General features: G+C 67.2%; 25 protein-coding genes. 11 read left to right on the top strand and 14 right to left on the bottom strand.

All coding sequences use genetic code 11. The annotated features are described in order from the left end of the window. Genes M1K48_RS04845 through M1K48_RS04835 form a run of 3 tightly spaced genes read left to right on the top strand, consistent with a single transcriptional unit; the run spans position 1 to position 4,257 of the window. Positions 1-627: an HdaA/DnaA family protein gene (locus M1K48_RS04845; protein WP_249504727.1), complete on the top strand. Its 627-nt coding sequence runs from the start codon at positions 1-3 to the stop codon at positions 625-627. Beyond that, positions 624-2,786: an RNA degradosome polyphosphate kinase gene (locus M1K48_RS04840; RefSeq protein ID WP_406697178.1), complete on the top strand. Its 2,163-nt coding sequence runs from the start codon at positions 624-626 to the stop codon at positions 2,784-2,786. Before M1K48_RS04845 ends, M1K48_RS04840 begins: the two co-directional genes overlap by 4 nt. A 10-nt stretch (positions 2,787-2,796) precedes the next feature. Further along, positions 2,797-4,257, top strand: coding sequence for a Ppx/GppA family phosphatase (locus M1K48_RS04835; RefSeq protein WP_249504726.1), 1,461 nt, complete (start codon positions 2,797-2,799; stop codon positions 4,255-4,257). Here the strand turns inward: M1K48_RS04835 and M1K48_RS04830 are convergent. Together M1K48_RS04830 and rnd are read right to left on the bottom strand one after the other, a co-directional pair. Continuing rightward, positions 4,254-4,541, bottom strand: a complete 288-nt coding sequence (locus M1K48_RS04830) for an I78 family peptidase inhibitor (protein WP_249505180.1) — start codon at positions 4,539-4,541, stop codon at positions 4,254-4,256. The genes M1K48_RS04835 and M1K48_RS04830 overlap by 4 nt on opposite strands. Then, entirely contained in the window at positions 4,541-5,722 is a 1,182-nt protein-coding gene (rnd, locus tag M1K48_RS04825) for a ribonuclease D (protein WP_249504725.1), read from the bottom strand. Before rnd ends, M1K48_RS04830 begins: the two co-directional genes overlap by 1 nt. A gap of 108 nt (positions 5,723-5,830) precedes the next feature. On the opposite strand from rnd, the gene aspS reads away from it, so the two are divergent. The 3 genes from aspS (at position 5,831) to M1K48_RS04810 (ending at position 8,769) form a co-directional block, all read left to right on the top strand. Next, on the top strand, positions 5,831-7,615 hold the full coding sequence (gene aspS, locus M1K48_RS04820) for an aspartate--tRNA ligase (protein ID WP_249505179.1): 1,785 nt from the start codon (positions 5,831-5,833) through the stop codon (positions 7,613-7,615). Positions 7,616-7,646: 31 nt separating this feature from the next. Next, a complete protein-coding gene (locus M1K48_RS04815; protein WP_249504724.1) occupies positions 7,647-8,066 on the top strand; it encodes a hypothetical protein in 420 nt (139 codons plus the stop codon). Between the two features lie 109 nt (positions 8,067-8,175). Then, positions 8,176-8,769: a PEPxxWA-CTERM sorting domain-containing protein gene (locus M1K48_RS04810; protein ID WP_249504723.1), complete on the top strand. Its 594-nt coding sequence runs from the start codon at positions 8,176-8,178 to the stop codon at positions 8,767-8,769. 154 nt (positions 8,770-8,923) lie between these two features. Here M1K48_RS04810 and greB read toward each other — a convergent pair whose 3' ends face one another. Continuing rightward, on the bottom strand, positions 8,924-9,403 hold the full coding sequence (gene greB / locus M1K48_RS04805) for a transcription elongation factor GreB (RefSeq protein WP_249504722.1): 480 nt from the start codon (positions 9,401-9,403) through the stop codon (positions 8,924-8,926). A gap of 9 nt (positions 9,404-9,412) precedes the next feature. Further along, positions 9,413-11,368 carry a lytic transglycosylase domain-containing protein gene (locus M1K48_RS04800; RefSeq protein ID WP_249504721.1) on the bottom strand — a complete coding sequence of 652 codons (1,956 nt, stop codon included), beginning with the start codon at positions 11,366-11,368 and terminating at the stop codon, positions 9,413-9,415. A gap of 93 nt (positions 11,369-11,461) precedes the next feature. Between M1K48_RS04800 and dapA the strand changes: the two genes are divergently transcribed. After that, positions 11,462-12,337, top strand: coding sequence for a 4-hydroxy-tetrahydrodipicolinate synthase (dapA, locus tag M1K48_RS04795; RefSeq protein WP_249504720.1), 876 nt, complete (start codon positions 11,462-11,464; stop codon positions 12,335-12,337). On the opposite strand, the gene M1K48_RS04790 is transcribed toward dapA, so the two are convergent. The 9 genes from M1K48_RS04790 to fmt all read right to left on the bottom strand — a co-directional run bounded on the left by M1K48_RS04790 (position 12,334) and on the right by fmt (position 23,034). Further along, positions 12,334-13,584 carry an N-succinylarginine dihydrolase gene (locus M1K48_RS04790; protein WP_249504719.1) on the bottom strand — a complete coding sequence of 417 codons (1,251 nt, stop codon included), beginning with the start codon at positions 13,582-13,584 and terminating at the stop codon, positions 12,334-12,336. The genes dapA and M1K48_RS04790 overlap by 4 nt on opposite strands. Continuing rightward, complete coding sequence (locus M1K48_RS04785) at positions 13,581-14,600, bottom strand: arginine N-succinyltransferase (protein ID WP_249504718.1); 1,020 nt, start codon at positions 14,598-14,600, stop codon at positions 13,581-13,583. The genes M1K48_RS04790 and M1K48_RS04785 overlap by 4 nt, the downstream gene beginning before the upstream one ends. Continuing rightward, a complete protein-coding gene (locus tag M1K48_RS04780; protein WP_249504717.1) occupies positions 14,597-15,805 on the bottom strand; it encodes a hydrolase in 1,209 nt (402 codons plus the stop codon). The genes M1K48_RS04785 and M1K48_RS04780 overlap by 4 nt, the downstream gene beginning before the upstream one ends. A gap of 112 nt (positions 15,806-15,917) precedes the next feature. Further along, entirely contained in the window at positions 15,918-16,334 is a 417-nt protein-coding gene (locus M1K48_RS04775; protein ID WP_249504716.1) for a hypothetical protein, read from the bottom strand. 71 nt (positions 16,335-16,405) lie between these two features. Continuing rightward, positions 16,406-19,081 (bottom strand): putative bifunctional diguanylate cyclase/phosphodiesterase, encoded by a 2,676-nt coding sequence (locus tag M1K48_RS04770; protein ID WP_249504715.1) that lies wholly within the window; start codon positions 19,079-19,081, stop codon positions 16,406-16,408. Positions 19,082-19,173: 92 nt separating this feature from the next. Beyond that, positions 19,174-20,100, bottom strand: coding sequence for a cysteine synthase A (gene cysK / locus M1K48_RS04765; protein ID WP_249504714.1), 927 nt, complete (start codon positions 20,098-20,100; stop codon positions 19,174-19,176). Continuing rightward, positions 20,097-21,386: an MFS transporter gene (locus M1K48_RS04760; RefSeq protein WP_249504713.1), complete on the bottom strand. Its 1,290-nt coding sequence runs from the start codon at positions 21,384-21,386 to the stop codon at positions 20,097-20,099. Before M1K48_RS04760 ends, cysK begins: the two co-directional genes overlap by 4 nt. Continuing rightward, positions 21,383-22,135, bottom strand: coding sequence for a tRNA pseudouridine(38-40) synthase TruA (truA, locus tag M1K48_RS04755; RefSeq protein ID WP_249504712.1), 753 nt, complete (start codon positions 22,133-22,135; stop codon positions 21,383-21,385). Before truA ends, M1K48_RS04760 begins: the two co-directional genes overlap by 4 nt. Next, positions 22,132-23,034: a methionyl-tRNA formyltransferase gene (fmt, locus tag M1K48_RS04750; RefSeq protein ID WP_249504711.1), complete on the bottom strand. Its 903-nt coding sequence runs from the start codon at positions 23,032-23,034 to the stop codon at positions 22,132-22,134. The genes truA and fmt overlap by 4 nt, the downstream gene beginning before the upstream one ends. Before the next feature lie 49 nt (positions 23,035-23,083). Here fmt and recR point away from each other — a divergent pair, with 49 nt between their 5' ends. The 4 genes from recR (at position 23,084) to M1K48_RS04730 (ending at position 25,303) form a co-directional block, all read left to right on the top strand. Further along, positions 23,084-23,680 (top strand): recombination mediator RecR, encoded by a 597-nt coding sequence (gene recR / locus M1K48_RS04745; protein WP_249504710.1) that lies wholly within the window; start codon positions 23,084-23,086, stop codon positions 23,678-23,680. 8 nt (positions 23,681-23,688) lie between these two features. Beyond that, complete coding sequence (locus M1K48_RS04740) at positions 23,689-24,273, top strand: hypothetical protein (protein WP_249504709.1); 585 nt, start codon at positions 23,689-23,691, stop codon at positions 24,271-24,273. 177 nt (positions 24,274-24,450) lie between these two features. Beyond that, complete coding sequence (locus tag M1K48_RS04735) at positions 24,451-24,792, top strand: EF-hand domain-containing protein (protein ID WP_319941202.1); 342 nt, start codon at positions 24,451-24,453, stop codon at positions 24,790-24,792. A 94-nt stretch (positions 24,793-24,886) separates the two neighbouring features. Continuing rightward, complete coding sequence (locus M1K48_RS04730; RefSeq protein ID WP_249504708.1) at positions 24,887-25,303, top strand: BLUF domain-containing protein; 417 nt, start codon at positions 24,887-24,889, stop codon at positions 25,301-25,303. Here the strand turns inward: M1K48_RS04730 and trmFO are convergent. Then, entirely contained in the window at positions 25,300-26,658 is a 1,359-nt protein-coding gene (trmFO, locus tag M1K48_RS04725) for a methylenetetrahydrofolate--tRNA-(uracil(54)-C(5))-methyltransferase (FADH(2)-oxidizing) TrmFO (protein WP_249504707.1), read from the bottom strand. The two genes, M1K48_RS04730 and trmFO, sit on opposite strands and share 4 nt — an antisense overlap. Positions 26,659-26,698 lie beyond the last annotated feature (40 nt).

Here is a 26,698-nt window from a genome sequence, read left to right as displayed (position 1 = left end):
GTGAGGGGGCCCGACCAGATCGCGCTCCCGCTCGACTGGCCGCAGGGGAGCGACGACAGCCGGTTCATCGTCAGCCAGGCGAACGAGGGAGCGTTCGAGCACTTCCGCCGCTGGTCGAGCTGGCCGGTCAAGGCGACCATCCTTACCGGCCCGCGCCGCTCGGGCCGATCGCTGCTGGCGCGCAACTTCGTGGCGCGGGTCGGCGGGCGCTTGTTCGATCCCGCCGACCGCCACGACGAGGAAGCGCTGTTTCATGCCTGGAACCAGGCGCAGGAGACCGGCCGCCCACTGGTGATGGTCGCCGACCAGGCGCCGCCGGGCTGGAAGATCACCTTGCCGGATCTTCGAACCCGATTGGCAATCACCCCGGTGACTTCCATCGAGCAGCCCGACGACGCGCTGTTCGCCGCGCTGATTCGCCGCCTGTTTGCCGATCGCGGCCTGCACCTTCCCGACGAAGCCTTGCGCTACACCTGCGAGCGGGTCACCCGCGATTATTGGACGGCGGAGCGGGTGGTCGAGGCGATCGACCGGTTCGCTATCGCCGCCAACGCACGGCTGACTTTGCCAACGGTCCGCCGCGCGCTGATCAGCGGCGGCATCATCGACGGAGGATCGGAAGAGTGAACGCGCCGGCCGAGATCAGGACCACGGGTTCGAAGGACGGTGGGCTGAAGGAGGGGCAGAGCCGCTACTTCAACCGCGAGATGTCGTGGCTGGCGTTCAATCGCCGGGTGCTAGAGGAGGCTGCCAACCCCGCGCACCCGCTGCTCGAACGGCTGCGCTTCCTGTCGATCAGCGGCTCCAACCTCGATGAATTCTTCTCGGTCCGGGTGGCTGGCCTCAAGGAGCAGCAGCTCGAGGGGCTGGAGGAGCGCAGCTATGACGGGCAAACCCCGGCCCAGCAGCTGGAACGGATCAGCGCCGAGGCCGACGCCCTGATCGCCGAGCAGCAGAGCACCTGGCTGATCCTCTCCGACCTGCTCGGCCAGTCGGGGGTCGAGGTGGTCGATGCAAAGGCGCTCGACGAGGCCGAAAAGACGTGGCTACGGACCTTCCTGTCGGAGCAGATCCTGCCGGTGCTGACCCCGCAGGCGGTCGATCCTTCGCACCCGTTCCCGTTCGTGCCCAACCTTGGCTATGCCCTGGTGTTCGCGATGGTCGACAGCGCCGACAAGGAATCAGTCAGCGAAGTGCTGATGATCCCGGCCTCGGTTCCTCGCTTCCTCCAGCTTCCCGGGACCCGCACCCGCTTCATTTCGATCGACGCGGCGATCGGGGCGCACCTCGATCTGCTGTTCCCCGGGTTCGAGCTGATCGCGGCGGGCGCCTTCCGGGTCCTGCGCGACACCGACATCGAGATCGAGGAGGATGCCGAAGACCTCGTCCGCACCTTCCGATCGGCGATCAAGCAGCGCCGCCGGGGCCGGGTGATCCGGCTGGAGTTCACCAGCGGGACCCCGCTCGACCTCGAGAATCTGGTACGCGAGGGCGTCGGGGCCGAGCATGCGCTGATCGCCGAAAGCTCGGGCGTGATCGGGATCGCCGACTTCCAGCAGCTGGTCGACGTCGACGGTCATTCCGAGCTTCGCTTCGTGCCCTTCACCCCGCGCTTCCCCGAGCGGGTGAAGGAGCATGGGGGCGACTGCTTCGCGGCGATCCGCGACAAGGATTTCGTCGTCCACCACCCTTATGAAAGCTTCGACGTGGTGGTCGCCTTCCTGCGCCAGGCTGCGAGCGATCCCGACGTGGTGGCGATCAAGCAGACGTTGTACCGCGCGGGCAAGCAGTCGGCGATCGTCGATGCGCTGGTTGCGGCGGCGGAGGCCGGCAAGTCGGTCACCGCGGTTGTCGAGCTGAAGGCCCGCTTCGACGAGGAGCAGAATTTGCTGTGGGCGAGCCGGCTGGAGCGCGCGGGCGTGCAGGTGGTCTATGGCTTCACCCAGTGGAAGACCCACGCCAAGGTATCGATGGTGGTGAAGCGCGAGGGCGGCTCGTTCCGCACCTATTGCCACTTCGGGACCGGCAATTATCATCCGACCACGGCGCGCTTCTACACCGACCTCAGCTTCTTCACCGCCTCCAAGCGGGCAGCACGCGATGCTGCCAAGCTGTTCAATTACATCTCCGGCTACGTCACGCCCAAGGGGCTGGAACTGCTGGTGATGAGCCCGGTCAGCCTGCGCGAGAAGCTATCGGCGTGGATCGACGTGGAGATTGCCAATGCCCGGTCCGGCAAGCCCGCCGCGATCTGGGCCAAGATGAACAGCTTGGTCGATCCCCGCCTGATCGAGAAGCTCTACGAGGCGAGCGAGGCGGGGGTGAAGATCGAGCTGATCGTGCGCGGCATCTGCTGCCTGCGGCCAGGGCTGGCCGGCCTGTCGAGCAACATCCGGGTCAAGTCGATCGTCGGCCGCTTCCTTGAGCATAGCCGGATATGGTGCTTTGCCAATGGCGCCCGGCTGCCGCACGGCAAGGCGCGGCTGTTCATCTCCTCGGCCGACTGGATGCCGCGCAACCTCGACCGGCGGGTCGAGGTCGCCGTGCCGCTCGAAAATTCGACTGTGCATGCGCAGGTGCTGCAGCAGGTGATGGTCGCCAACCTTATCGACAATCAGCAAAGCTGGGTTCTCGACGGCACCAACGGCCAGTACCGCCGGGTCGCGGGCGAGAAGAAACCCTTCAACCTCCACACCTATTTCATGACCAATCCGTCGCTTTCCGGTCGCGGTCAGTCGCTGGAGGGCCGAAAGGTCCCCAAACTCAAGTTGGAACAGGGCGGATAAATATACCCATATGGCAAAACGCTCTTTCGGCCCGGTCGGCATTATCGACATCGGCTCCAACTCGATCCGCTTCGTCGCTTATGCGGGATCTGAGCGGGTGCCTTCGACCCTATTCAATGAAAAGGTCTCCGCCGGGCTGGGACGTGAGCTCGCCGCGACCGGGCAATTGTCCGAAAAGGCGATGGACCAGGCGATCGAAGCCCTGGCCCGGTTCCGCCTGCTCGCGCGCGAGATGAAGCTGAAGCGCCTCGACGTGGTGGCGACGGCAGCTGTGCGCGACGCGGAAAACGGGGCCGAGTTCCTGGCCCGCGCGCGCGCTGCGGGAATCGAACCGCAGGTCATCACTGGCGAGGAAGAAGCCCGGCTTGCGGCGCTTGGCGTGATTTCGGCCATTCCCCATGCCCGCGGGGTGGTCGCCGACCTTGGCGGCGGGAGTCTCGAACTGACGCCGGTCGCCAATGGCGAGGCAGGCGCCGGCATCTCGCTTCCGCTTGGCGTGCTGCGGGTCGGGCCCGAGGCCAGCGCCAAGCAGATCGCCGCCACCCTGCGCAAGGCGATACCTCCAGCAATCCTGGCGGCCGCGGCGGAGCGCACGCTCTACCTTGTCGGCGGGTCGTTCCGCGCCTTCGCCCAGCTAGACCAGCAGGAGGCGGATTCGCCGCTGCACGTTGTCCACGGCCATGCCATCGAGGGTGTCCGCGTGCGCGAACTGCGCAGCCTGATCCGCGCTTCCACGCCCGAGCAGCTCAAGCAGAAGTTCGGGCTGTCGAGCACGCGTGCACAGAACGCCCGGCCGGCGGCGGCGGTGCTGGACGCGCTGTTCCGGGTGCTCGAACCCGCCCGTGCGGTGGCCAGCGCCTACGGCCTGCGCGAAGGATTGCTCTACGATCACCTGCCCGCCGAGCGACGGGACGAGGACCCTTTACTGGCAGCCGCCCTTGAGGCGGGAGAGAAATTGGGCCGGTTCGGTGATCATGGCGCCGAACTGGATGCGTGGATCGCGCCGCTGTTTCCCGACGACGACGCCGCCGCGCGGCGGCTGAGGCTGGCGGCCTGCCTGCTCGCCGACGTGGCGTGGGAAGCGCATCCCGATTTTCGGGCGCTGTGGGCGGTCGACATGGGCGTGCACGGCAACTGGGTCGGGATCGATGCCGAGGGACGGACTATCATCGGGCGCACCTTGTGGTCGGCGTTCGGCGGCGACGGGCCGTTCAACCAGAGCCTGGCGCAACTGGTCGATCAGCGCGTGCTCGACCATGCCGGGCAGTGGGGCGCGGCGATCAGGCTTGCGCAGCGGCTGTCGGGCGGGACCGAGAAGCTGCTGGCACGCTGCCGGATTGGGCTGGACGAGGATTCCGTGCTGCTTCGGCTCGCCCGCAAGGACCAGCGCCTGTACAGCGACATCGTCGCGCGCCGTCACCGCCAGCTCGCCAACCTGATGGGGCTGACCGCGCGAGTGGAGCTGAACTAGCCGCAGCTCAGGCGCTGAACGCGGTTCTGCTCGTCGAGGTAGACGCGCACCCGGTCGGCGCGGAAATCCATGGTGACCATCATCCCGGCGGCGACCCATTGCAGGGTCTTGGCGCCCGACGTCGACAGCACGCGTGCGCCAAGATCGGCGGTCGCGGGCTGACCGACGAACTGTTGCAGCCCGTCGTTACTGCAGGTCCCGCCGCCGGTGGCCGGGGCGGCGGGGGAAATGGTGGCGCAGGCCGTCAGCAGCGGAGCGCCCAGGCCCAGCAGAGCAAATTTCATCACGCGGCTTCCTCCTCCTGCGTGCGGGTCATCTTGAGCTTGCCGTTCAGCGTCGCGAATGCCAGCCGGCCCTCCACCAGGTCCAACGCATCGCGGCCGAATTCGTCGAACCGCCACCCGCTGAGAATGGCGAGATCCTTGCGCACACCCGCCGCGAGCGCCTCCAGCTCGTCCGAACGGGCGATCAGCTTGGCCGCGACATTGCTTTCCTTGGCCTTGATCTTGAGCAGCAGCTTGAGGAGGTCGGCGACCAGCGCGCCATCCTTGGTCAGGCCCGGCCGGCTGGGGCCGCGCTCGGGCAGTTCGTCGGGGCCGAGCGGCTGGGCCTGCTCGAGCGCGCCCATCAGCCGCGCGCCGATGTCGTTGCTGCGCCACCCGGCCGACAGCCCGCGGACCTTGGCGAGATCTTCCTGGGTCTTGGGCGGGTGGCCGGCGATGTCGGCCAGCGTGTCGTCCTTGACGATCCGGCCACGCGGAAGGTTCTTGCCGCGGGCCTCTTTCTCTCGCCACGCGGCGAGCGCGCGGAGGCGGCCCAGCACCTGCGGATTGCGGCTGGGCAGCTTCAAGCGCTTCCACGCATCCTCGGGATCGAAGGCGAAGCTCGACGGGTCGGCCAGCCGTTCCATCTCCTCGTCCAGCCACAAGCCGCGGCCAGTCTTGCGCAGCTTGCTCACCATCCGCGGAAAAATGGTCGCGAGGTGCGTGACGTCGCCGATCGCATAATCGATCTGGCGCTTGTCGAGCGGGCGCCGGCTCCAGTCGGTGAACCGCGCGCCCTTGTCGAGCGCATGGCCGAGCATGGATTCGATGAGGTTCGAGTAGCCGACCTGCTCGCCATAGCCGAGCGCCATGGCGGCGATCTGGGTGTCGAACAGCGGCTGCGGCGTCTTGCCGGTCACGTTGTGGACGATCTCGAGGTCCTGGCCGCCGGCGTGGAAGACCTTGAGCACGTCCTCATTGTCGACCAGCAGGTCCCACAGGGGCTTGAGGTCGAGCCCGTCGGCCATCGGATCAATCGCCGCGGCTTCGTCGACCGAGGCGATCTGGATCAGGCACAGTTCGGGCCAATAGGTGTTCTCGCGCATGAACTCCGTATCGACGGCGACGAAGTCATGGGCGGAGAGGCGATCGACCAGGGCGGCAAGCTCCGCGCTGTCGGTGATCAGGGGATGAATCTTCATGTTGCCGGGGCTGTAGCGGGCTGTCTTCAAGTTGACAAAAGGGGAGGGCTGGGGAAAGCGCCGCGCCATCCACTCACCGTCATGACGACCTCATCCGGACGAACCACCATGCACGCCTATCGCTCCCACCATTGCGGCCAGCTTCGCGGCACCGACGTCGGCAGCGAGGTCCGGATCTCGGGCTGGGTTCACCGCAAGCGCGATCACGGCGGCGTGCTGTTCGTCGACCTTCGCGATCACCACGGCATCACCCAGGTCGTCGCCGACAGCGACAGCCCGGCGCTGGCCGTGCTCGAGCGGCTGCGGGTCGAAAGCGTCGTCACCATCGACGGCAGCGTCAAGGCGCGGGCCGAGGGGACGAGCAACGCCAACCTGCCGACTGGCGACATCGAGGTCTATGCGCGCGGCATCACCGTGCAGAGCAGCGCGTCCGAACTGCCCATGCCGGTCGCGGGTGAGCAGGAGTATCCGGAGGAGATCCGCCTTCGCTATCGCTACCTCGACCTGCGCCGCGAGCGGCTGCACGCCAACATCATGCTGCGCTCGAACGTCATTGCGTCGATCCGCCGGCGGATGGTCGAGCAGGGCTTCACCGAGTTCCAGACCCCGATCCTGACCGCCTCATCGCCCGAAGGCGCGCGCGACTATCTGGTTCCGAGCCGGGTCCACCCGGGCAAGTTCTACGCGCTTCCGCAGGCGCCGCAGATGTTCAAGCAGCTGCTGATGGTGGCGGGCTTCGACCGCTATTTCCAGATCGCGCCCTGCTTCCGCGATGAGGACGCGCGCGCCGACCGTAGCCCGGGCGAATTCTATCAGCTCGACTTCGAGATGAGCTTCGTCACGCAGGACGACGTGTTCAACGCGATCGAGCCGGTGCTGGCCGGCGTGTTCCGCGAGTTCGCGGGCGAGCGGCAGGTTACCGAGGGCGCGTTCCCGCGCATTCCGTACCGCGAGTCGATGCTTAAGTATGGCAGCGACAAGCCCGATCTGCGCAACCCCATCGTGATCAGCGACGTCGGCAGCCACTTCGAAGGCTCGGGCTTTGGCCTGTTCTCGACCATCGTCGGCAAGGGCGGTTTCGTGCGCGCGATCCCGGCGCCGAACACCGCCGACAAGAGTCGCAAGTTCTTCGACGAGATGAACGACTGGGCCCGCGGCGAAGGCTATGCCGGTCTCGGCTATGCTACTCGCAAGGGCGGCGAGTGGGGCGGCCCGATCGCCAAGAACCACGGCACCGAAGGCATGGACAAACTTGCCGCCGAGCTTGGCCTCGGGCCGGACGACGGCCTGTTCTTCGCCGCTTCGGGCAAGGAACTGGAAGCCGCCAAGCTTGCCGGTGCTGCCCGCACCCGGGTCGGCAACAGCCTCGGCCTGATTGACGAGAACCGCTTCGACTTCTGCTGGATCGTCGACTTCCCGATGTTTGAGTATGACGAGGACGCCAAGAAGGTCGACTTCAGCCACAATCCCTTCTCGATGCCGCAGGGCGAACTGGAAGCGCTGGAGACCAAGGATCCGCTCGACATCCTGGCTTGGCAATATGACATCGTCTGCAACGGCGTGGAGCTTAGCTCCGGCGCGATCCGCAACCACCGCCCGGACATCATGTACAAGGCATTCGAGATCGCCGGCTACACGCAGGAGCAGGTCGACACCAATTTCTCAGGCATGATCAACGCCTTCAAGTTCGGCGCGCCGCCGCACGGCGGGTCGGCGCCGGGGATTGACCGGATCGTCATGCTGCTGGCCGGTGAACCGAACATCCGCGAGGTGGTGGTTTTCCCGATGAACCAGAAGGCCGAAGACCTGATGATGAACGCGCCGGCCGAAGTTAGTCCAAAGCAGCTGAAGGAGCTGAGCATCCGGATCGTCGGCGACGGTCCCAAAGGCTGAGTGGCGGGCGGACTATGGAATAGGGAGGGCAATGAAAAGCCTTCCCGACAAGCTTGGTTACAAGTCCAGCGTGCCGGCATTGATGTGGCCAGCAACCGGGTCTCTTGGCGCAAATCTGTCGACCCTTGCCCCTGGCGAGGAGCCGAGTTTCATTCTCGCCTTCGTGTGCGACCGCGCCGCACTGAGCGAGGCAGCGACCGCGGTCCTGCCTTCCTATCGGCGCGGCGGACATCTGTGGCTCGCCTATCCCAACAAGAGTGGCGCCATCCGCTATGACCTGAGCCGGGATAAGGGATGGGAGCATCTCGCCGGCGTAGGACTGATGCCCTTGACCCAGATTGTGATAGACCATGACTGGTCGGGCTCCGCTTCCGGTGTTGTCGAAGAGATCAGACAACTGACGCGCAAGGCCGCCGCGCTTGACCCAGTTGTTGTATGTAAGCCGCAGTAATCGAAAGATGTACTGAATCGGGACTCGGCGGAACTATTAACCACAGTCGTTGAATTGCGAACAATTTAACAGCGAGTTAATGGGTTTCCGAGATCAAAGGAACCCGATCATGAAGACGTTCAGCCTTTCCATTGCCGCGATCGCCGCTGCCACTTTCGCCACTCCAGCCTCCGCCACCGTCGAGGTCACTACCGGCGCGACTACCGGTTGCTCGGCAGGGCCCATCGCACCGTCGGCCGACAAGTGCGCCGGCTACTATTCGAACAACCAGTTCAGCAACCAGAGCGACAACGTCGCCCTGCAGCAGTCGGCCATCAACGCGCTTCTCGGCGCTGGCAACTACACTGTCGATTTCAATGCGCTGGTCGCGAACGGCAAGGTAGTGTCCGACAAAGACCTGACCGCCCTCGGCAACCTGCTGGCGACCGCCGGTGGCCAGGTTCTGCTCGGCTTCCACTGGGGCAACGTCCCGGGTCCGCAGGGCAATGTTTCCGCCTTCTATCTCTGGAACAACGTGCCGGCCGGCTCGATCCGCCTGACCGACACCGGGGGCTATTCCAACGCCGTCCTGTACCGTGCGACCGCCGTCACCACCGCCGTTCCTGAGCCCGGCACCTGGGCGCTGATGCTGGTCGGCTTCGGTGCTGTCGGTGGCGCGATGCGCCGCCGCCGCCGCGAGACGGTCATTCCCCAGTTCGCCTAAGGGGGGACGGATCGGTGGTGCCTTCTATGGGGCATCACCGATCCGCCTAGGTAGTGATCGGTTCCGAGAGAAACCGCGGCCCCGATGGTCGCGGTTTTTCGTTTATGGGGGCGAGCCGACTGCGCGGACCGAGCTATCCTGCGGCCGTCGCGGCTTACGGATAGCTGATCGCGACCACCTCCCAGCTCTTCTCTCCCGCCGGCAGCCGCACGACCCGCTCGTCGCCGATCCGTGCCCCGACCAGGGCCCGTGCCATCGGGCTGCCCCAGGCGATCCGGCCGGCGCCTGCATCCGCTTCATCGTCGCCGACCAGGGTCAGGATGCGGCGGGCATCGTCCTCGTCAGCAAGCTCGACCGTCGCGCCGAATCGAATGACGTCGCGGTCGGGCTGGCTGGCGGGATCGACCACCTTGGCGTTCTTCATAACCTTGGACAGATAGCCGAGCCGCCGGTCGATCTCGCGCAGCCGCTTGCGACCGTAGATATAGTCGCCGTTTTCCGAGCGGTCGCCATTGCCCGCCGCCCAGCTGATCGTCTCGACCAGCTTGGGCCGTTCGCTGCCGAACAATTGCTCATATTCCGCCCGAATCCGGGCGAAGCCTTCGGCGGTGATGAAGCGGGGACGATCACTCATCCCGGCGGCTTAGCCGAGACGTGCCTTGCCGAGGAAGTGGCTGAGCTGGCGGGGGCTGGCCGCGCGCGGGTTCATCCGGTCGTAGACCACGGTATTCTCCAGCACCCGCTGCACGTAGCCGCGGGTTTCGGAGAAGGGGATATCCTCGATCCAGGCGACGACGTCGGCCCCCGGCGCGCGCGGGTCGCCATTGCGATTGACCCATTTGCGCACGTTGCCGGCACCCGCATTGTAGCTTGCTACCGCCAGCACGTAATTACCGCCCCACTGGTTCAGCAGCCGCCGGAAATAGGACGAGCCGAGCATCACGTTGTACGAAGGATCGGAGGTCAGGCGGCCGAAGTCGTAGCCGACGCCGACCTTGCCCGACTGTTCCTGCGCGGTTCCCGGCATCAGCTGCATCATGCCGCGCGCCCCGGCGCCGCTGACCGCGGTGCGGTCGAACGAGCTTTCCTGGCGGGTGATGCCGTGGCTGATGCTCCACAGATATTCTTCGCTGATCCCGCCCGGCAGGGTCGGGTAGGCGGCGCGGAAATAGAAGGGCGAGCCCCCGTTGCGCGAGGAGCGGGCGGTCCACACCGCCAGGTCCTGCCGACCGACCTGGGCCGACAGCTCGGTCGCGAGCAGGCGATCGCTGTCGTTATCGAGGGCTTCTGACAGGGAGCGGACAAACAAGGCCTGTTCGTCTCGGCGGCCCTGCGAGCCGAGCAGTCGGACCGCACGGACCAGCGGCTTGACCTGGAAGGCGGAGCGCTGCGTCGGGGTGACCATCATCTGCGGCCTGCCGAGCGGCACCGGGATCGCTCGGCCCAGACGTTCGTGCGCCAGCTGGCCATAGAAAAGGTCGGGGTAGGCGGCGGCCTTGCTGAAATGCGCGGTGGCATTCTGCAACTGGCCCGCCTGCGCGGCGGCGCGACCGGCCCAATAGGCGCCCTTGGTCAGCACCTGCAGCGAGCGGCCGCCTTCGCTATATTTGTCGAACAGGGAGATGGCATCTGCCGGGCGGCCGAGCGCACGGATGGCGACGGTGCCGGCAAGCCAGGTGAGGTTGGTATATTCGTCGCGGACCTGCAGCGGCTGGGCGGCGAGGTCGCTTCCGACGGGCAGTGCATCGTCCACCTGCCGGGCAATCTCGTAGGCGAGGGTGAACTGGCGGTCGGCATAGGCTTCCTGCGCGACGATCCGCTTCAACTCGTACCATTTGCCGGGATCGACCGGGAGCGACGTGAAACGGTGCGGCCGCGCCAGCAGCTGACGCGCCGCGGCCTGCCAATTGGCTTCGCGCAGATAGCGCGCGCGGTCCTGCATCAGACCGGCGTCTTCGGTCACCCGACCCATCACCGCGGTGTAGAGCGCCTCGGTATCCGGCGCTCGCTGCTGCATGGCGATCCGCGCGGCAAAGGCCGGGCGCCGGGTCGCGCTGGTCGATGCGAGCAGGCGGGCCGCGTCGGTCGGATCGCGGTCGATCAGCAGGCGGTCGACCCTCAAGTCATGGTCGGCGGTGGTGAAGCTGGCGCCGAACCTTTGGTAGAGTCCGATCTCGTCGACCGCGGACAGGCCCGATGCGCTCCACGCGCGGCGGGCGGCGGCCAGCGCTTCGAGCGACCGGCCCTGTGCCGCATAGGCTTCGGCAAGACGGGCATAGCCGCCGGCAGAGGTCGGCTGCTGGGTGCGGAAGAAAGCGACGACGGTTGCGGCATTCTCGCCCGGCTGCATCGCCCGTTCGGCCGCGCGGCGCAGCGCCGTCTCGCCGGGCCAGCCGGGATAGGCGATGAGGAAGCGGGCATAGTCACCGAACGACCAGTTGCCGCCCTGCCGAAGCCGCCGCCAGTCGTTCAGCGCATAGCCGACGTCGTTGACCGGTGCGAGCGCCGGGGCCGGCGCCGGGACGAGGGGGGACAGCTGAGCGGATCCGGCGGTCGGAGCGATCAGAACCAGGGGAAGCAGGAAAGCCACTCGTCTCATGCTGGACATCTTCGGCTATTGGTCCTTATCAACCGCTGAACAAACGCCGCGCCAGTCTAGTCGCAGCGGCCAAGTAAAATAGAGGAAGCGTGCATGTTCTCCGGGTCGATCCCCGCTCTCGTGACACCGTTCACCGCAGGGAAGGTCGATTTGGCCGCCCTGCGCGATCTGGTCGAATGGCAAGTGGCCGAGGGCTCGAGCGGCCTGGTGCCGTGCGGGACGACCGGCGAAGTCCCGACGCTGAGCGCCGAGGAGCATGAAACGGTGGTGCGCACGACGATCGAGGCGGCGGCCGGGCGGGTGCCGGTGATCGCGGGATGCGGTAGCTATTCGACCGCCGAAAGCCTGCGCAAGATGACGGTGGCAAAGGCGCTCGGGGCCGACGCGGCGCTGGTGGTGGTCCCTTATTACAACCGGCCGAGCCAGGCGGGCATCCTCGCCCATTTCCGCGCGCTGAGCGAGGGGTGCGACCTGCCGATCGTGGTCTACAACGTGCCATCGCGGACGGTGGCCGACATCGCGGTCGAGACGCTGGCCGAAGTCGCGCGGTTGCGGGGCGTGGTCGGGATCAAGGACGCCACCGGCAACATGGCGCGGGTGACGGCGCAGCGGCTGACCTGCGGCACGGACTTCTGCCAGCTGTCGGGCAATGACGACATGGCGGTGGGTTTCAACGCACATGGCGGGGTGGGCTGTATCTCGGTCACTGCCAATGTCGCGCCGCGGATGTGCGCGGACCTGCAGCAGGCAACGGCCGAGGGCCGCTGGGAGGATGCGCGGGAGCTGGCCGACCGGCTGTATCTGCTGAACGACGCGATGTTCGCCGACGCCTCGCCGGGGCCGGCCAAATATGCCCTTGGCCGCGTCCGGCCGGGCTTTCCGCAGGAGCTTCGCTTGCCGCTGCTGGGAGCGGATGCCGCCGCCCGCGAACTGGTCGATGCCGGGCTGAAGGCCGCAGGACTGGTTTAGATCAATTCACCAAGGTCGCAGGCCGCCAACAACTCGGCCCTCGCCTGTTCGATGTCGCGGATCAGGGCCGGGGCGACGAGGTCGGAGACGGCAATCTCTTCGGGCCACTTGCGCGCGATCACCTCTCCCAGCCGATCCAGCCTTGCCTCGTCGACCAGGAAGCGGGGATCGACGGTGGCGGGGTCGCACACCACCCGCAGCCGCAGGCACGCCGGGCCGCCGCCATTGGCCATCGACTGGCGGACGTCGACCACCTTCACGTCGCGGATCGCACCGTTGCCGGCGAGGTGGCGCTGGAGCCACCTCCACACCGCGGGCGTCTCGCGCACTTCCTCCGGTACGATCAAGCTGTTGCCGCCGTCGGGGCGGGTGATCAGCTGGGCGTTGAACAGGTAGGAGCGGATTGCCTCCTCTAGGCTGACCTCGGCGGCGGGAACCTCGACCAGCTCCATTTCGGGAAATTTGCCTTCAAGTTCGGCAAGGAAGGCGTCGCGATCGGCGAAGGCCTGTTCGTGGGCGAACAGCACGCGCTCGTTGGCGACCGCGACCACGTCATTGTGGAAGGCGCCGGCGGCGATCGCCTGTTCGGACTGGGCGACGAACAGGGTGCGGCCAGGATCGAGGCGGTGGCGGCGGGCGATCGCCCGGCAGGCTTCGAGATGCTGGCGGGCAGGGAAGGGGCCGCCCGACAGGCCGTAGACGAACACCTCGACACCCGGAATGCCGTGGCTCGCGCAAAGCCGCATGTGGTTGGCCGCCCCTTCGTCGCCGAAGGTCGGCGGAACGGGCCCATGCACGGTGAAGGATGGGTCGGCGAATGCGACGCGAAGCTGAGCCAGGGTTGCGGGCCATTCGTGGCTGCGGTGCACCATGGTGCGCAGGTTGGCGACGGTCAGATGGGTGCGGCCATCGCCGGTGTCGACGCCTGGGCTGACCGTCGCCGCATTGGCCGCCCACATCGCGCTGGCGCTCATCGCATTGGCGAGCAGGGCGGGATCGGCCTCCTCGGGAGAGGTACCGAGTTCGTTCAGCCAGGCGCGGGCGGGGCGGGGCTGGGGCAGGAAGATGCCCTGCGTCAGCCCCAGCGCCAGGTTGGCGCGCATCTTGTCCAGCCCTTGGAGCGCTGCGGCGCGCGGCTGGCTGACCTTGCCAAGGTTGCGCGCCGAAGCGAGGTTGCCGAGGCTGAGGCCGCCATAATTGTGGCTCGGCCCGACGATCCCGTCGAAATTGATCTCGCGCACGCTCATCGGCCGACCATGAGTACCCTGGCGCCGCTGCTAATCCCGAGCAGGTCGGCGACCTGCTGGGTGATGGCGATCCCCTTGCGCCCGACCCGGCGCACCTCGGCCCGGACGCAGCGGAAGTCGCGCAGGCGGCCGGCGGCGAGGAGTACCTTCAACTTGCCGGGCTCGCCGCCGACCTCGACCACTGTTTCTTCGCCGGATTCGCGGATCGAGCGGACTTGGTCGGTTGGGGCGGTAACCGTCGGGCCGCCGTCGAAGATGTCGATGTAGCGATCGAAGACGAGGCCTTCCTCCTGCAGCATGCGCAATGCGGCGCGGCCGGTCGGATGCGGCTGGCCCATCACTGCCTTGGCGCTGTCGGCCAGCAGGGAGACGTAGATCGGAGTCTTGGGCATCAGGTCTGCAATGAAGTGCGTACCATTCACCGCGTTGAACCCGTCGGCTTCCGGAAAGGTCATGTCAAAGAAGCGGCCTGCCAGCGCGTCCCAGAAGGGCGAGTTGCCGGCTTCGTCCATCACCCCGCGAAGCTCGGCTAGCAGGCGGTCACCGAACCGCTGGCGGTGCGCCTTGATGAACAGGTAACGGCTGCGCGCGAGCAGCATGCCCCACCCGCCGGCGCGAAGCTGCGGATGAAGGAACAGTCCGCCGACTTCGCTCGACCCTTCAAGGTCGGTGGTCAGCGTCAGCATCTGGTTGCGGAAGGTCTTGCCGAGTTCGGGGCTCCACTGGGTGAGGGTGGAGAGGTGGTAGGAGTAAAAGGCCTGGCTGGTGCCGACCATGCCGAACACCTGGCAGGTGCCGCGAATGATTCCGGCGACGGGGTCCTCGAGAACGAAGATATAGCATTCATTGCCCTGCGCCTCCTCCGTCTTGTCGAAGGCGAGTTCGGAGCGTGCCAGTTTCTCGACCAGGGTGCCTTTGTCGGCGGGAAGGTTGGTGAACCCGCCGCCAGTCAGCTTGGCCATTTCGTAGATGGCGTCGAAGTCGTCCGGAGTGGCCGGACGAATGCGGAAGCTCACAGCGCGCCTCCGGCCAGGCGGGCCAAGACCAGCGCCGACAGGGCCGCACGCTCACCGAGACTTTTGGGGATCAGATATTCCTCCTCGCTGTGGATGGCGCCGCCGCGCACCCCCATGGTGTCGACTACCGGCACCCCGCAGGCGGCGATGTTGTTGCCGTCGCACACCCCGCCGCTATCCTTGCGGCCGATGCTCTGGCCAAGATCGCGGCCGGCCTGCTCGACCAGCGCGAACAGCCTGAGCGCGAGCGGATCGAGCGGCTTGGGCGGGCGGCCGAAACTGCCATGGACGTCGATCGCAACATTGCGGGCGGCGGCAACCTGGCGGACGGCGGCGGCAATGCCGTCGCGTGCCGCGGCTTCCAGGCCGGGGTCGCGAGGACGCAGGTTGACGCGGAGTATCGCGAGGTCGGGGACGACATTGTTGGGCGAGCCACCGTCGAGCCGGGCGACATTGACGCTGAGCCCGTCGCGGCGGAGCGCTTCCAGAGCGAGGGCAAGCTCGGCCGCCGCGGTGACGGCGTTGCGGCCCTCCTCCGGGTTGCGTCCGGCGTGGGCCGAGCGCCCGCGGACGTGGAACGAGAAGTTGCCCGAACCCGGCCGCGCGCCGGCAAGAGTTCCGTCGGGGAGGGCGGAGGGCTCGTAGGTCAGCGCCGCCAGCTTGCCGCGCGCGGCCTGCGCGATCAGCGCGGCGGAGGAAGTGGAGCCGACCTCCTCGTCGCTGTTGATGACGACTTCATAGCCGGTGGCGGCGGCGCCGGGGTGCTGCTCAAAGGCGTGCAGCGCGGCGATCATTACCGCGAGGCCGCCCTTCATGTCGGCGACGCCCGGTCCGTTCACCCGGCCATCGGGCAGGTCGCGCACGAATTGAAAGGGATGGTCCGCGCCATAAACGGTGTCCATGTGCCCGGTCAGCAGCAGCTGCCGCGGGGCATCGGGACGGACCACGAGATGGAGGTGCTTGCCGTGGGCCAGGGGTATCTCGCGCCCGGCAGTGTCGAGCGCCGTCACCGGATCGGGTTCACGGAGCGTCAGCATACCCGGCAGCGCCGACAGCCGGTCGCCCAGCAGAGCGGCCATGCGCTCGAGCCCGGCGAGGTTGCCAGAGCCGCTGTTGATCAAACACCAGGCCCGGACTTCATCGAGGCTGCAGGAGTCGGCGGCCCGCTCCACCAGCTCGCGTTCTTGGCTTGAGAATTGCCCCATGCCCGGACGCTTAGCCAAGCGGGTGGGGGAAGGCGAGAGTGCGCCGCGGCCAAAAGAAAAGCCCCGGCGGTGAGGCCGGGGCTCAACTAATTCAGAGATCAAACCAATGCGATTACGGGCTGACCGAAATCTGCGTCTGGCTGTCGCCATTGCTGAGCAGCAGGGCGGCAAGACCGCCGAGAGCGGCAAGGCCGACCAGCAGCGGCAGGATGCCGACGCCGCCGCCGGCAGCAACTGCGGCCGGGGTCGCGATCGGAGCGGTTTCGGCAACCGGGGCCGCGACCGGCGCATCGAGGGTCGGGAACACGCAGCCGGGGGCGCCGGACTGGGCCGACACGGCAGCGCCGGCAGCCGAAGCGGCGGCGGCACCGCACAGCGCCTGGCTCGACGCCGGAGCGGCGAAAGCGGACAGCGCGGCCCACGGACTGTAGGCCGCAGCCTGCGTCTGAGCAGCCGCGGCAGCGGGTCCGCTAACCAGCATCGTGGCAGCACCGGCCATGATGACCATGCGTGCGGCAAAACTCTTCATGTCAGAACTACTCCCAGATTCCTTGGTGACATGCCTGCTGACGCGGGCTTTGCCAAGCCTTTTCAGCGGCCTCATCGCATGTTCCTGCCGACTTGCGGCGGCACCGGCACCGACAGTGCCGGTTGCGGGTCGCCGGCAGACAGCCGGTCGAGGTCGAATTCTTCCTTGAAGCTGATGCCGAAGCGGTCGCGCTGGGCCCAGCGGATGATTCCGACGACCGGCCCCACGCCGACGATGTCCATGGTGATCGAGCGGCCTGGCGTGACGGCCACGGTGCATTCCACCAGCGCACCCATCGCCGAAATGTTACGAAGACGGACCTCCGCCACCCGGCCGTCGACGCCGATCAGGGCGCGACGCATCATCCGCTGGCGCGGATCCCGCAGGAACTGGCTTCCGTCGGTGGTGACCACCTTGCCCTGCGCGAGGGTGATTGCTTCGTCGATTGCAATGGGGTGGCCGAAGATGAAGCCCTGAATCTCGCTGACGCCGAGATCGCGCATCAGCTGAAGTTCCTCGTCGGTTTCCACGCCTTCCGCCACGGTGTCCATGCCGAGGTTCTCGGCAAAGGTGACGATGGCGCGAATGATCGCGGCGTTGCGGGTCTGGTCCGAACCGGCACCGCGCACGAAGCTGCGGTCGATCTTGATCTTGTCGAACGGCGCCTTTTTCAGATAGCCGAGCGAGGAATAGCCGGTGCCGAAGTCGTCCAGCACCAGCCGGACGCCCAGTTCCTTGAGACGGGTGAAGGTCGCCTCGGTGGTGTCGCAATCGGTGAGGAAGACGCCCTCCGTAATCTCCAGTTCGAGCCGGGCGGGGTCCACCCCCGAAACGGCCAGCGCCGCCGCGACTAGGTCGACCAGGCGGGGATCGTTGAACTGGACCGGCGACAGGTTGACGGCCAGGCGCTGCTCGGCGGGCCATGAGCGCACCGCTTGGAGCGCTTCGACCAGCACCCACTCGCCAAGCGGTCCGATCATCCCGCATTCCTCGGCCAGCGGGATGAACTCGGTGGGGGAGACCAGGCCGCGCTTGGGATGCTGCCAGCGGACCAATGCTTCGAACCCGGCGACTTCCTCGCCCGCGGCGCGGACGATCGGCTGATAGACAACCGACAGCTCGGCACGCTCGAGCGCGCCGCGCAGGTCGTTCTCCAGCATCTGCCGGTTGGCGGCGTTGGAGTGCATCGACGGTTCGTAGAAGCGATGTCGGCCGCGCCCGGCAGCCTTGGCGGCGTAGAGGGCGAGGTCGGCATTGCGGATCATCGAATCGGCGCAGGAGCGGTCGGGGTCACCAATGGCGATCCCGACCGAAGCGCCGATGTTCACCCGGTTGCCTTCAAGGAGGTAGGGTTCCGAAACCTTCTCGATGAGAGTGACGGCGATGCGTTCGAGCAAGGCCGCGTTGGTGGTTCCGGGGAGCACCGCCTTGAACTCATCGCCGCCGAGCCGGCCGACCCGGCCATGTTCACCGATCACCTGGGCAAGACGCTCGGCGACCTGCTTGAGCAAGGCGTCGCCCGAGGGATGGCCATAGGTGTCGTTGACCAGCTTGAAGCGGTCGAGGTCGATCAGCAGCAGGGCGCAGCCGCGCTGGCTGTGCTTGGCGTTGCGCAATCCCTCGTCAAGGGTGCGCCGCATCATCGCCCGGTTGGGCAGGCCGGTCAGCGAATCCGAACGCGCCAGGCGGCTGATCTCATGCTCGGTCCGGCGCTGTTCGGTAAGGTCGGTGCCGATCCCCCGGAAGCCGTAGAAGCGGCCGTTACCGTCGAACACGGGATTGCCCGACAGCGACCATTGCACATCCTGGTCGCTGGCTGGGCGCACCACCACGTCCGAAAAAGGGAAGCGGGCGAGGAGGTGGAAGCCTAGCGTTTGTTCTTCGCGCAGGGTGTCGTTCTTGCCAGTATCGACCGACAGCAGGTCGGTGAATTGCCGGCCGAGCAGCGCCTCGGGCGTGGTCCGGAAATCGTCGGCGAGTTGCTGGCTGACGTAGGACAGGGTGCCGGCCGAATTGGTTTCCCAGAACCAGCCGCGGCCGCTGTTCTCGAACTCCTCGACGAAGTTCAGCGCCTTTTTCGCCTGCCAATCCTTCGCCAGGCGGCGACGGCTGCCGGCGATCATCATTTGGGTGATGATGATCGAATAGACCGCAGTGAGCAGCCCGAGGAGGGGAATGGCGGCGCAGATCAGCGGATCGTCGGAGAACAGGTTGACGCCGATCGCCGCGAGCAGGGCATTCATGATCGCAGCCGGGGGGCAGCCGATCGAGAGCATGGCCTTGATCGCCAGGCCTGCGCCCAGCGCCAACGGCAGGAAGCTTTCGTCCTGCAGCCCGCCGTAGGCCGCGGAGCCGAACAACATCCACAGCACGCCCGTGAGGCTGAACCAGCCGAGGATCAGTCGTGCGGTGGCGACCGGCGACAGGCCGAAGCGGGAGCGCATGAACAGCAGGAGACCGGCGCATCCGTCGAAGATCAGGGCAGTGAATACCAGCGCCAGGGCAATCGCCAGCTGGTTGCCCTGCATGTTGCCCTGCTCGCGGACGAGCAGGATCAGGCCGACGATGAAATGCGTGGCGGCAAGCAGGATGGGCGCATAGGCCCACATCGCGATCCGCTTGCCTTGCAGGATCCTGTCGTCGTCACATTGGGGCACAAGCACGTCAAAGGTGATCGCCTCGCGCACTGAAGCGGGAATCGTTTCCGAAGCGGCTGTTTCCGCAAAATGATATTTGGAAAGACGCATTACTGGTTCCTGCCGCCCCTCCCGAGCAGGACCAGTTATGACGATCCGAGTTAACGCTTTCTCTAAGGCGGACGATTACCCCGCAATTAAGTCTACTCGGGCAGGAAGTCCGGCACTGATAGATAGCGCTCGCCGGTATCATAGTTGAAGCCGAGCACCCGCGGGTTGGGGCCGAGTTCGGGCAGCTTCTGGGCGATCGCGGCCAGCGTCGCGCCGGAACTGATGCCGACCAGAATGCCTTCCTCGCGGGCCGAGCGGCGGGCCATTTCCTTGGCATCCTCCGGAGCGACCTGGATCACGCCATCGAGCACGTTCATGTCGAGGTTTGTTGGAATGAACCCCGCGCCGATGCCCTGGATCGGGTGCGGCGAGGGCTGGCCGCCCGAGATGACCGGTGACAGCGTCGGCTCGACCGCGAACACCTTGAGGTTGGGCCAGCGCTTCTTCAGTTCGCGGCCGGCGGCGGTGATGTGCCCGCCGGTGCCGACCCCGGTGATCAGCGCATCGAAGCCGCGGTCGTCGTCGCCGAAGTCGGCGAGGATCTCGGGCACGGTGGTGCGCAGGTGGACGTCGATGTTGGCGGGGTTGTCGAACTGCTGCGGCATCCACGCGCCGGGGGTTTCGGCGACGATCTCCTCGGCCCGGGCGATCGCGCCCTTCATGCCCTTTTCGCGCGGCGTGAGGTCGAAAGTCGCGCCGAACGCCAGCATCAGGCGGCGCCGCTCGATGCTCATGCTTTCGGGCATGACCAGGATCAGCTTGTAGCCCTTGACCGCCGCGACCATCGCCAGGCCGACGCCGGTATTGCCGCTGGTCGGCTCGACGATGGTGCCGCCGGGCTTGAGCCTGCCGTCAGCCTCGGCCGCTTCGATCATCGACACCGCGATACGGTCTTTGACCGAGCCGGCGGGGTTCGATCGCTCGGACTTGATCCACACTTCGGCGTTGGCGGGGAACAGCCGATTGATGCGGACGTGGGGGGTGTTGCCGATAGTGGCGAGGATGTTGTCGGCCTTCACGCAGGTTTCTCCTGTTCAACTGCTTGGGCGAGCACTTCGGGCGGCGGGTCGAAGGTTCGGGCCCGCCTGAGTTCGGGGAACAGATAGGACCACAGGCCCGCGATACCAATGGCTGCGGCGCCGCCGGCGACCACGGCACCGACCGGACCGAGCAAGGCGGCGGCGAGGCCCGACTGCAGTTCGCCCAGTTCGTTCGAGGCGCTGATCGCCAGCCCGCTCACTGCCGAGACCCGCCCGCGCATCATGTCGGGGGTGTGGAGCTGGACCAGGCTGGAGCGGACGTAGACGCTCAGCATGTCGGCGGCGCCGAGCAGGGCCAGGATGACGAGACTTAGAAGGAAGTTGGAGGACAGTCCGAACGCGACCGTTAGTGCGCCGAACGCGGCGACGCTCCACAGCATCTTGATCCCGACATTGTGGTGGAGCGGGCGGAACGCGAACAGGCCGGCGACAAGAGCCGCGCCGATGGCAGGCGCCCCGCGCATCAAGCCGAGGCCCTCGGTCCCGACCTGGAGGATGTCGCGGGCGAACACCGGCAGCATCGCAGTCGCGCCGCCGAGCAGCACCGCAAACAGGTCGAGTGTGATGGCGCCGAGCAGGAAGCGGCGGCGGCGGACAAAGGTCAGCCCCTCGATCATCTGGCGGATCGGGTGGAGATTGGCCGTCATCGGCGGCGGCATGATCCGGCGCACCGGCGTCAGTAGCAGGATCGCGCACCCCATCAGCGCGGTCGCCGCCCAATAGGGCAGCGGCGTACCGACCGCATAGAGGAAGCCGCCCAGCGCCGGGCCGGCGACCGAAGCGGATTGCCAGGCGATGGAGGACAGCGCGATCGCCTTGGGCAGCAACTCGGGCGGGACGATATTGGGCGCGATGGCCGACATCGACGGGCCGACGAACACCCGCGCAACACCATGCAGCGCAGCCAGGGTGAACAGCAGCGGCAGGCTGAGGACGTCGGCGTAGGTGACGAGGCCGAGCGTCAGCGCGACCAGCATGTCGACCGCATTGGCGCATCGGGCGACCGTCCGCCGCTCGAATCGGTCGGCGGTCCAGCCGGCGACGGGGGTCAGCAGGGCCAGCGGCACGAACTGCACCGCGCCGAGCAGACCCAGCATCAGCGAGGCCTGGCGAATGCTCATCCCGTAGTCGGCCCGGGCGGTGTCGTAGACCTGGTAGCCGATGATCACGACCATCCCCATGGTCGCAAGCACGGCGAAGAAGCGCGCCAGCCAGTAGAAGCGGAAGTCGGGGATCTGCAGGGGGGAGGTGGGCGTCGGGCTCAAGCTATTGGGCTCTCGTAAAGGGCTTCGGCGAAGTAAAGGCCCTCGGCCGGTGCGTTGAAGCCGAGCGCGGCGCGATCATGCGCGTCGAGCGCCGCCTTCATGTCGGCGGGGGTCCACTGGCCGAGCCCGACCATCGACAGGCAGCCGACCATCGAGCGGACTTGGTGGTGAAGGAAGGAGCGGGCGGCGGCATGCACGTGCACTTCCTCGCCGACCCGCTCGACGTCGAGCCGGTCGAGCGTCTTGAGCGGGCTGTCGGACTGGCAGTGGGCCGAACGGAAGGTGGTGAAGTCGTGCAGGCCGACGAGGTGCGCGGCGGCGGCCTGCATCGGGGCGAGGTCAAGCGGCTTGGCGATCCGCCACGCGCGCCCCTTGTCGAGGGTGAGCGGCGCCCGGCGATTGCTGATCCGGTACAGGTAGCGGCGGCCGAGGCAGGAGAAGCGGGCATGCCAGTCGTCGGGGACCTGCTCGGCAAGGAGGACCGCGACCGGATGCGGGCGGAGCAGGGCGTTCAGGCCCTCGGCCAGCCGATGCGGCTCGACTGGTTTGGTGATGTCGACATGGACCGCCATCGCCAGCGAATGGACTCCGGCATCGGTCCGCCCTGCTGCATAAGCGGTGACGGTCTCCCCGGTCATGCGGTGAGCGGCTGCTTCGAGGGCGCCCTGCACCGAAGGACCATGGTCCTGCCGCTGCCAGCCCATGAACGGCGCGCCGTCCCATTCGAGGATCAGCTTCCAGCGGGTCACGAAAGGATGGTACCGGCGCCCAGCGGAAACCCGCGCAACAGTTCGGCGGTCGGCATCGCCCGTCCGCCAGCACGCTGGACCAGCGTGGGGCGGATCGCGCCGGTGCCGCAGGCGATGGTCAGCCCGTCGTCGAGGACGGTGCCGGGCGGCGCGGTGACGCCTTCGACCAGATCGGCGGCCAGCACCTTGATCCGCTCTCCGTTCGCGTCGAACCAGGCGCCGGGCGCCGGGGCAAAGGCGCGGACCTGGCGCTCGGTGAAGGCGGCGGCGTGAGTCCAATCGATGCGGGATTCGGCCTTGGCGATCTTGGGGGCGTGGGTAACGCCATCCTGCGGCTGGACGCGGGGCGGGGAGGGGCTCGCCAGCTCCTCGAGCATCAACTTTGCGCCCATGCGCGCCAGCTCGTCAGAGAGCTCTCCCACGGTCTTGCGGGCGATTGGCGTGCGCCCGATCCGCAGCATGGGGCCGGTGTCGAGCCCGGCCTCCATCTGCATGATGGTGACCCCGGTCTCCGCGTCCCCGGCGAGGATCGCGCGGTGGATCGGAGCCGCGCCGCGCCAGCGCGGGAGCAGGCTGGCATGGACGTTGAGGCAGCCGCGAGCGGGCGCATCGAGGATCGCCTGAGGCAGGAGCAGGCCGTAGGCGGCGACCACCGCCGCTTCCGCTTCTAGTGCGGTAAAGGCTTGCTGTTCCTCGACCGAGCGCAGCCGTTCGGGTGAGCGGACCTCAAGGCCGAGGGCCTCGGCCCGCTGCTGGACCGCGGTCGGCTGCAGCTTCTTTCCGCGCTGTGCCGGGCGCGGCGGTTGGCAATAGACAGCGGCGATCTCGTGCCCCGCCTCGACCAGCGCGTCGAGGGTCGGGACGGCGAAGGCCGGTGATCCCATGAAGATGAGCCGCATGACACGGGCCTATGGCGGAAAGCTCCCGCTTTTCCTATCTGCAACCAGGATGGCCTCCCAGGAAATCGAAGCACTCGCCAATGCGCTCGCCCGCCTGCCGGGGCTCGGCCCCCGTTCGGCCAGGCGGGCGGTGCTTCACCTGATGAAACGGCGCGAGGGGGCGTTGCAACCTTTGCTCGCCGCGCTGCAGACCGTGTCGGAGCGGCTGGTCACCTGCTCGACCTGCGGCAACGTCGATACCCACGATCCCTGCACCATCTGCGCCGACCCGCGCCGCGACAACAAGAGCCTGTGCGTGGTGGAGGAAGTGTCCGACCTGTGGGCGCTCGACCGCTCGCGACTGTTCCCCGGTCGCTACCACGTGCTTGGCGGGCGGTTGTCGGCGCTGGAGGGAGTGCGGCCCGAGGACCTCGGGATCGAACAATTGCTGCGGCGGGTCTCCGCGGGTGGCATCGACGAGGTGGTGCTGGCGATGAACGCCACTCTCGAGGGGCAGACCACTGCGCATTATCTGGCCGAGCGGCTGGAGAAATTCCCGGTCCGGCTGACTCAACTCGCGCACGGGCTGCCAGTGGGCGGTGAGCTTGACTATCTCGACGAGGGGACGCTGGCCCAGGCCCTGCGCGCCCGCCGTCCGGTTGCCTGACGGCGACCATGCGCGACCGCGATCTTGTCCGCCTGCACTGGCCGGAATCGCGCCGGTCGGCGTTTGACACGGCGATGGCGCTGGACGACCGGCTTGCCGACGTCGCGCTGGGCGCGGCGCAGCCGGCGCTGGGGGCGATCAAGCTCGCCTGGTGGCGCGACCAGCTGGCGGCGCTCGACACCCAGCCGCCGACCCCCGAGCCGCTGCTGCTGCGCGTCGTATCGGACTTGATGGTGGCGGGGGTCAGCGGGGCCGATTGCGCCGCCCTGGCTGAGAGCTGGGCCGCGGTCGTCGAGGAGCAGCCCGACCCGCAGCCTCGCGGGGCGTCGCTATTCGCGCTGCTCGGCCAATTGCTCGGACGCGAAGCCGTTCCCGGAGGCGAGGCCTTTTCCCGGGCCGACCTTGCCCGGCGCTCGGGTGACAGCGAATGGCTGCGCAAGACGCTGGTGCCGGCCGCGCCTCGACCGGTCCGCCCGGTGACGCTGCTCGATGCGCTGGGAAGGCGGGATGCGGAGCGCTTCTGGCCGCCCGAGCCCGAGGCCACCCCGGGTCGCAGCTGGACCCTGATCCGCCACCGCCTGACCGGGCGTTGACGACTAACCCGGAAACGGGGACAAGACGGGCGCCGGATCGCTGTTTGCCAGGAGGAGGTCGCTCATGACCCGTCTTGTTGCCGGCGTTGTCGCTGCCCTGCTTCTCACTTCGGGCGGCGTTCTTCTCTACACGAGCAAATCTGCTGACGCGCCTCGACCACCCCAGCTCCGCCGCCGGTGGCACGCTCTGCGCCGTTGGTTGCCTTCGCCACCCCGTCGAGGGATGTCCGCTCGCCGCTGCTGGCCAGCCCAAAGAGCCGCGAGGAGAAGCGCTTCGCCCGCGCCGATCGTGACGACGACGGCCGGATCACCTCGGCTGAGCTGTTCGAACCGCGTCGCAAGGCGTTCGCCAAGCTCGATGCCGACGGGAATGGCGCCTTGAGCTTCGACGAATGGGCGGTGAAGACCGTGACCAAGTTCGCTTCCGCCGATCGCGATCGTTCCGGCTGGCTGACGGCGGCCGAGTTCGCGGCGACCGCGCCCAAGGCACCCAAGCGCAAGGCGGTCTGCACTTGTTGAGCTGTCCGGCCACGGGTCATCGCAGGGCCCGCAACTTGGCAACGGCATAGCCGAAACCTATATCGTGGCGGGCCTTCCGGTCCGGAAGGTCGCCATGCAGTTCAAGAGCTTAACCTACACCAGCCTTGCCGCGCTGGACCTCACTGACGAGCAGTTGCGTGCGATCCACGACGACGCTCAGTCACTGAACGGCATCGATGGGATCAGTGGACTTTTGCTCTTTAATGGCGTGCACTTCCTGCAGTGGATCGAAGGCCCGCCCGAGGCCGTCGACGACTTGGTCGGGCGGCTGCGATGCGATCCGCGTCACAGCGCGATCGAGGTTCGTGACGAGCGGATAGCCGACGAGCGCGTCTTCGGCGGCTGGTCGATGAAGCTGATGCGGGTCCGCTCCAGCTATCTCCTCGCCCACGAAGATATCGTGCCGCAACTTCCGGCGAAGCTTCCCGAACATGTTCGCGAGCGCATTCTCGGGATGGTCGAGAAGATCAGCGAAGACGTCGAACTCTAGGCGTCGATCCGGTCTGCCTCAGCGGGCTGGGGAGCGGCGGGAGCGGGTTCACCGAGCCATTCGGCGAAGGCCGCCCGTGCCCGGTCGGTGTAGGCCTTCTTGCGATCGGCCTTGCGGAAGCGTTCCGGAAGCGGCGGCATCAACCCGAAATTGACGTTCATCGGCTGGAAGGTCGCGACATTGGCGTCCACCGTGATGTGACCCAGCAGCGCGCCAAGCGCCGTCAGATTGGGCGGTGGCGCCAAGTCCTCGCCGCGTGCTTCGGCCAGGGCGAACCGCGCCGCGATCAGGCCGATCGCCGCGCTTTCGACATAGCCTTCGCACCCGGTGATCTGCCCGGCGAAGCGGACGTTCGGCCGGCTTTTCAGGCGCAATTGCCGGTCGAGCAAGTCGGGACTGCGGATGAAGCTATTGCGGTGGATGCCGCCGAGCCGCGCGAATTCGGCATTCTCGAGGCCTGGAATGGTGCGGAAGATCTCGACCTGCGCGCCATGCTTGAGCTTGGTCTGGAAGCCGACGATGTTCCACAAGGTGCCGCTCGCATTGTCCTGGCGCAGCTGGACGCAGGCGTAGGGCCAGCGCCCGGTCCTGGGATCGTCGAGACCGACGCCCTTGAGCGGCCCGAAGCGCAGCGTCTCGGGCCCGCGCTCGGCCATCACCTCGATCGGCATGCAGCCTTCGAAGTAGGGCGTGTCCTTTTCCCACTCCTTGAACTCGGTCTTCTCGCCGGCATTCAGCGCTTCGACGAAGGCGTGATATTGCTCCTTCGTGAGCGGGCAGTTGATGTAGTCGTCGCCGCCCTTGTTCCAGCGGGCGGCCTTCCACGCCACCGACATGTCGATGCTGTCGCCGTGCACGATCGGCGCGATCGCGTCGAAAAAGGCCAGCGCGTCGCGGCCGGTCTCTGCGGCGATCGCTTCGGCCAGCGCAGAACCGGTCAGCGGGCCGGTGGCGATGATGCAGGGGTGATCGGGCAGGGCATCGATCCGCTCGCGGACGATCGTGATATTGGGATGCCCTTCGAGCTTCTCGGTCACCCGTGCGGCGAAGCCGTCGCGATCGACGGCGAGCGCCGATCCGGCCGGGACCTTGGTCGCGTCGGCCTGGGCCATGACCAGGCTGCCAAGCCGTCGCATCTCCTGATGCAGGAGTCCGACCGCATTGTTCTCCGCGTCGTCCGAACGGAAGCTGTTGGAGCAGACCATCTCGGCGAGACGATCGCTTTCGTGCGCCGGCGTCATATCGCCGCCGCCGCGCATTTCGCTAAGGCGGACCTTCAACCCGGCCTCGGCCAGCTGCCACGCCGCTTCCGAGCCGGCCAGCCCGCCGCCAATGATGTGGATATCCTGCGTCATGCCATGCCCTTAGCGGCGATGGCGCCCCTTGCGAAGGCGG

The sequence above is a fragment of the Sphingomonas glaciei genome, assembly GCF_023380025.1.
In the GTDB taxonomy this organism is placed as follows: Bacteria; Pseudomonadota; Alphaproteobacteria; order Sphingomonadales; family Sphingomonadaceae; genus Sphingomicrobium; species Sphingomicrobium glaciei.
Note: the sequence above shows the minus strand (reverse complement) of the source record. Positions and strands in the feature narration are given on the sequence as shown.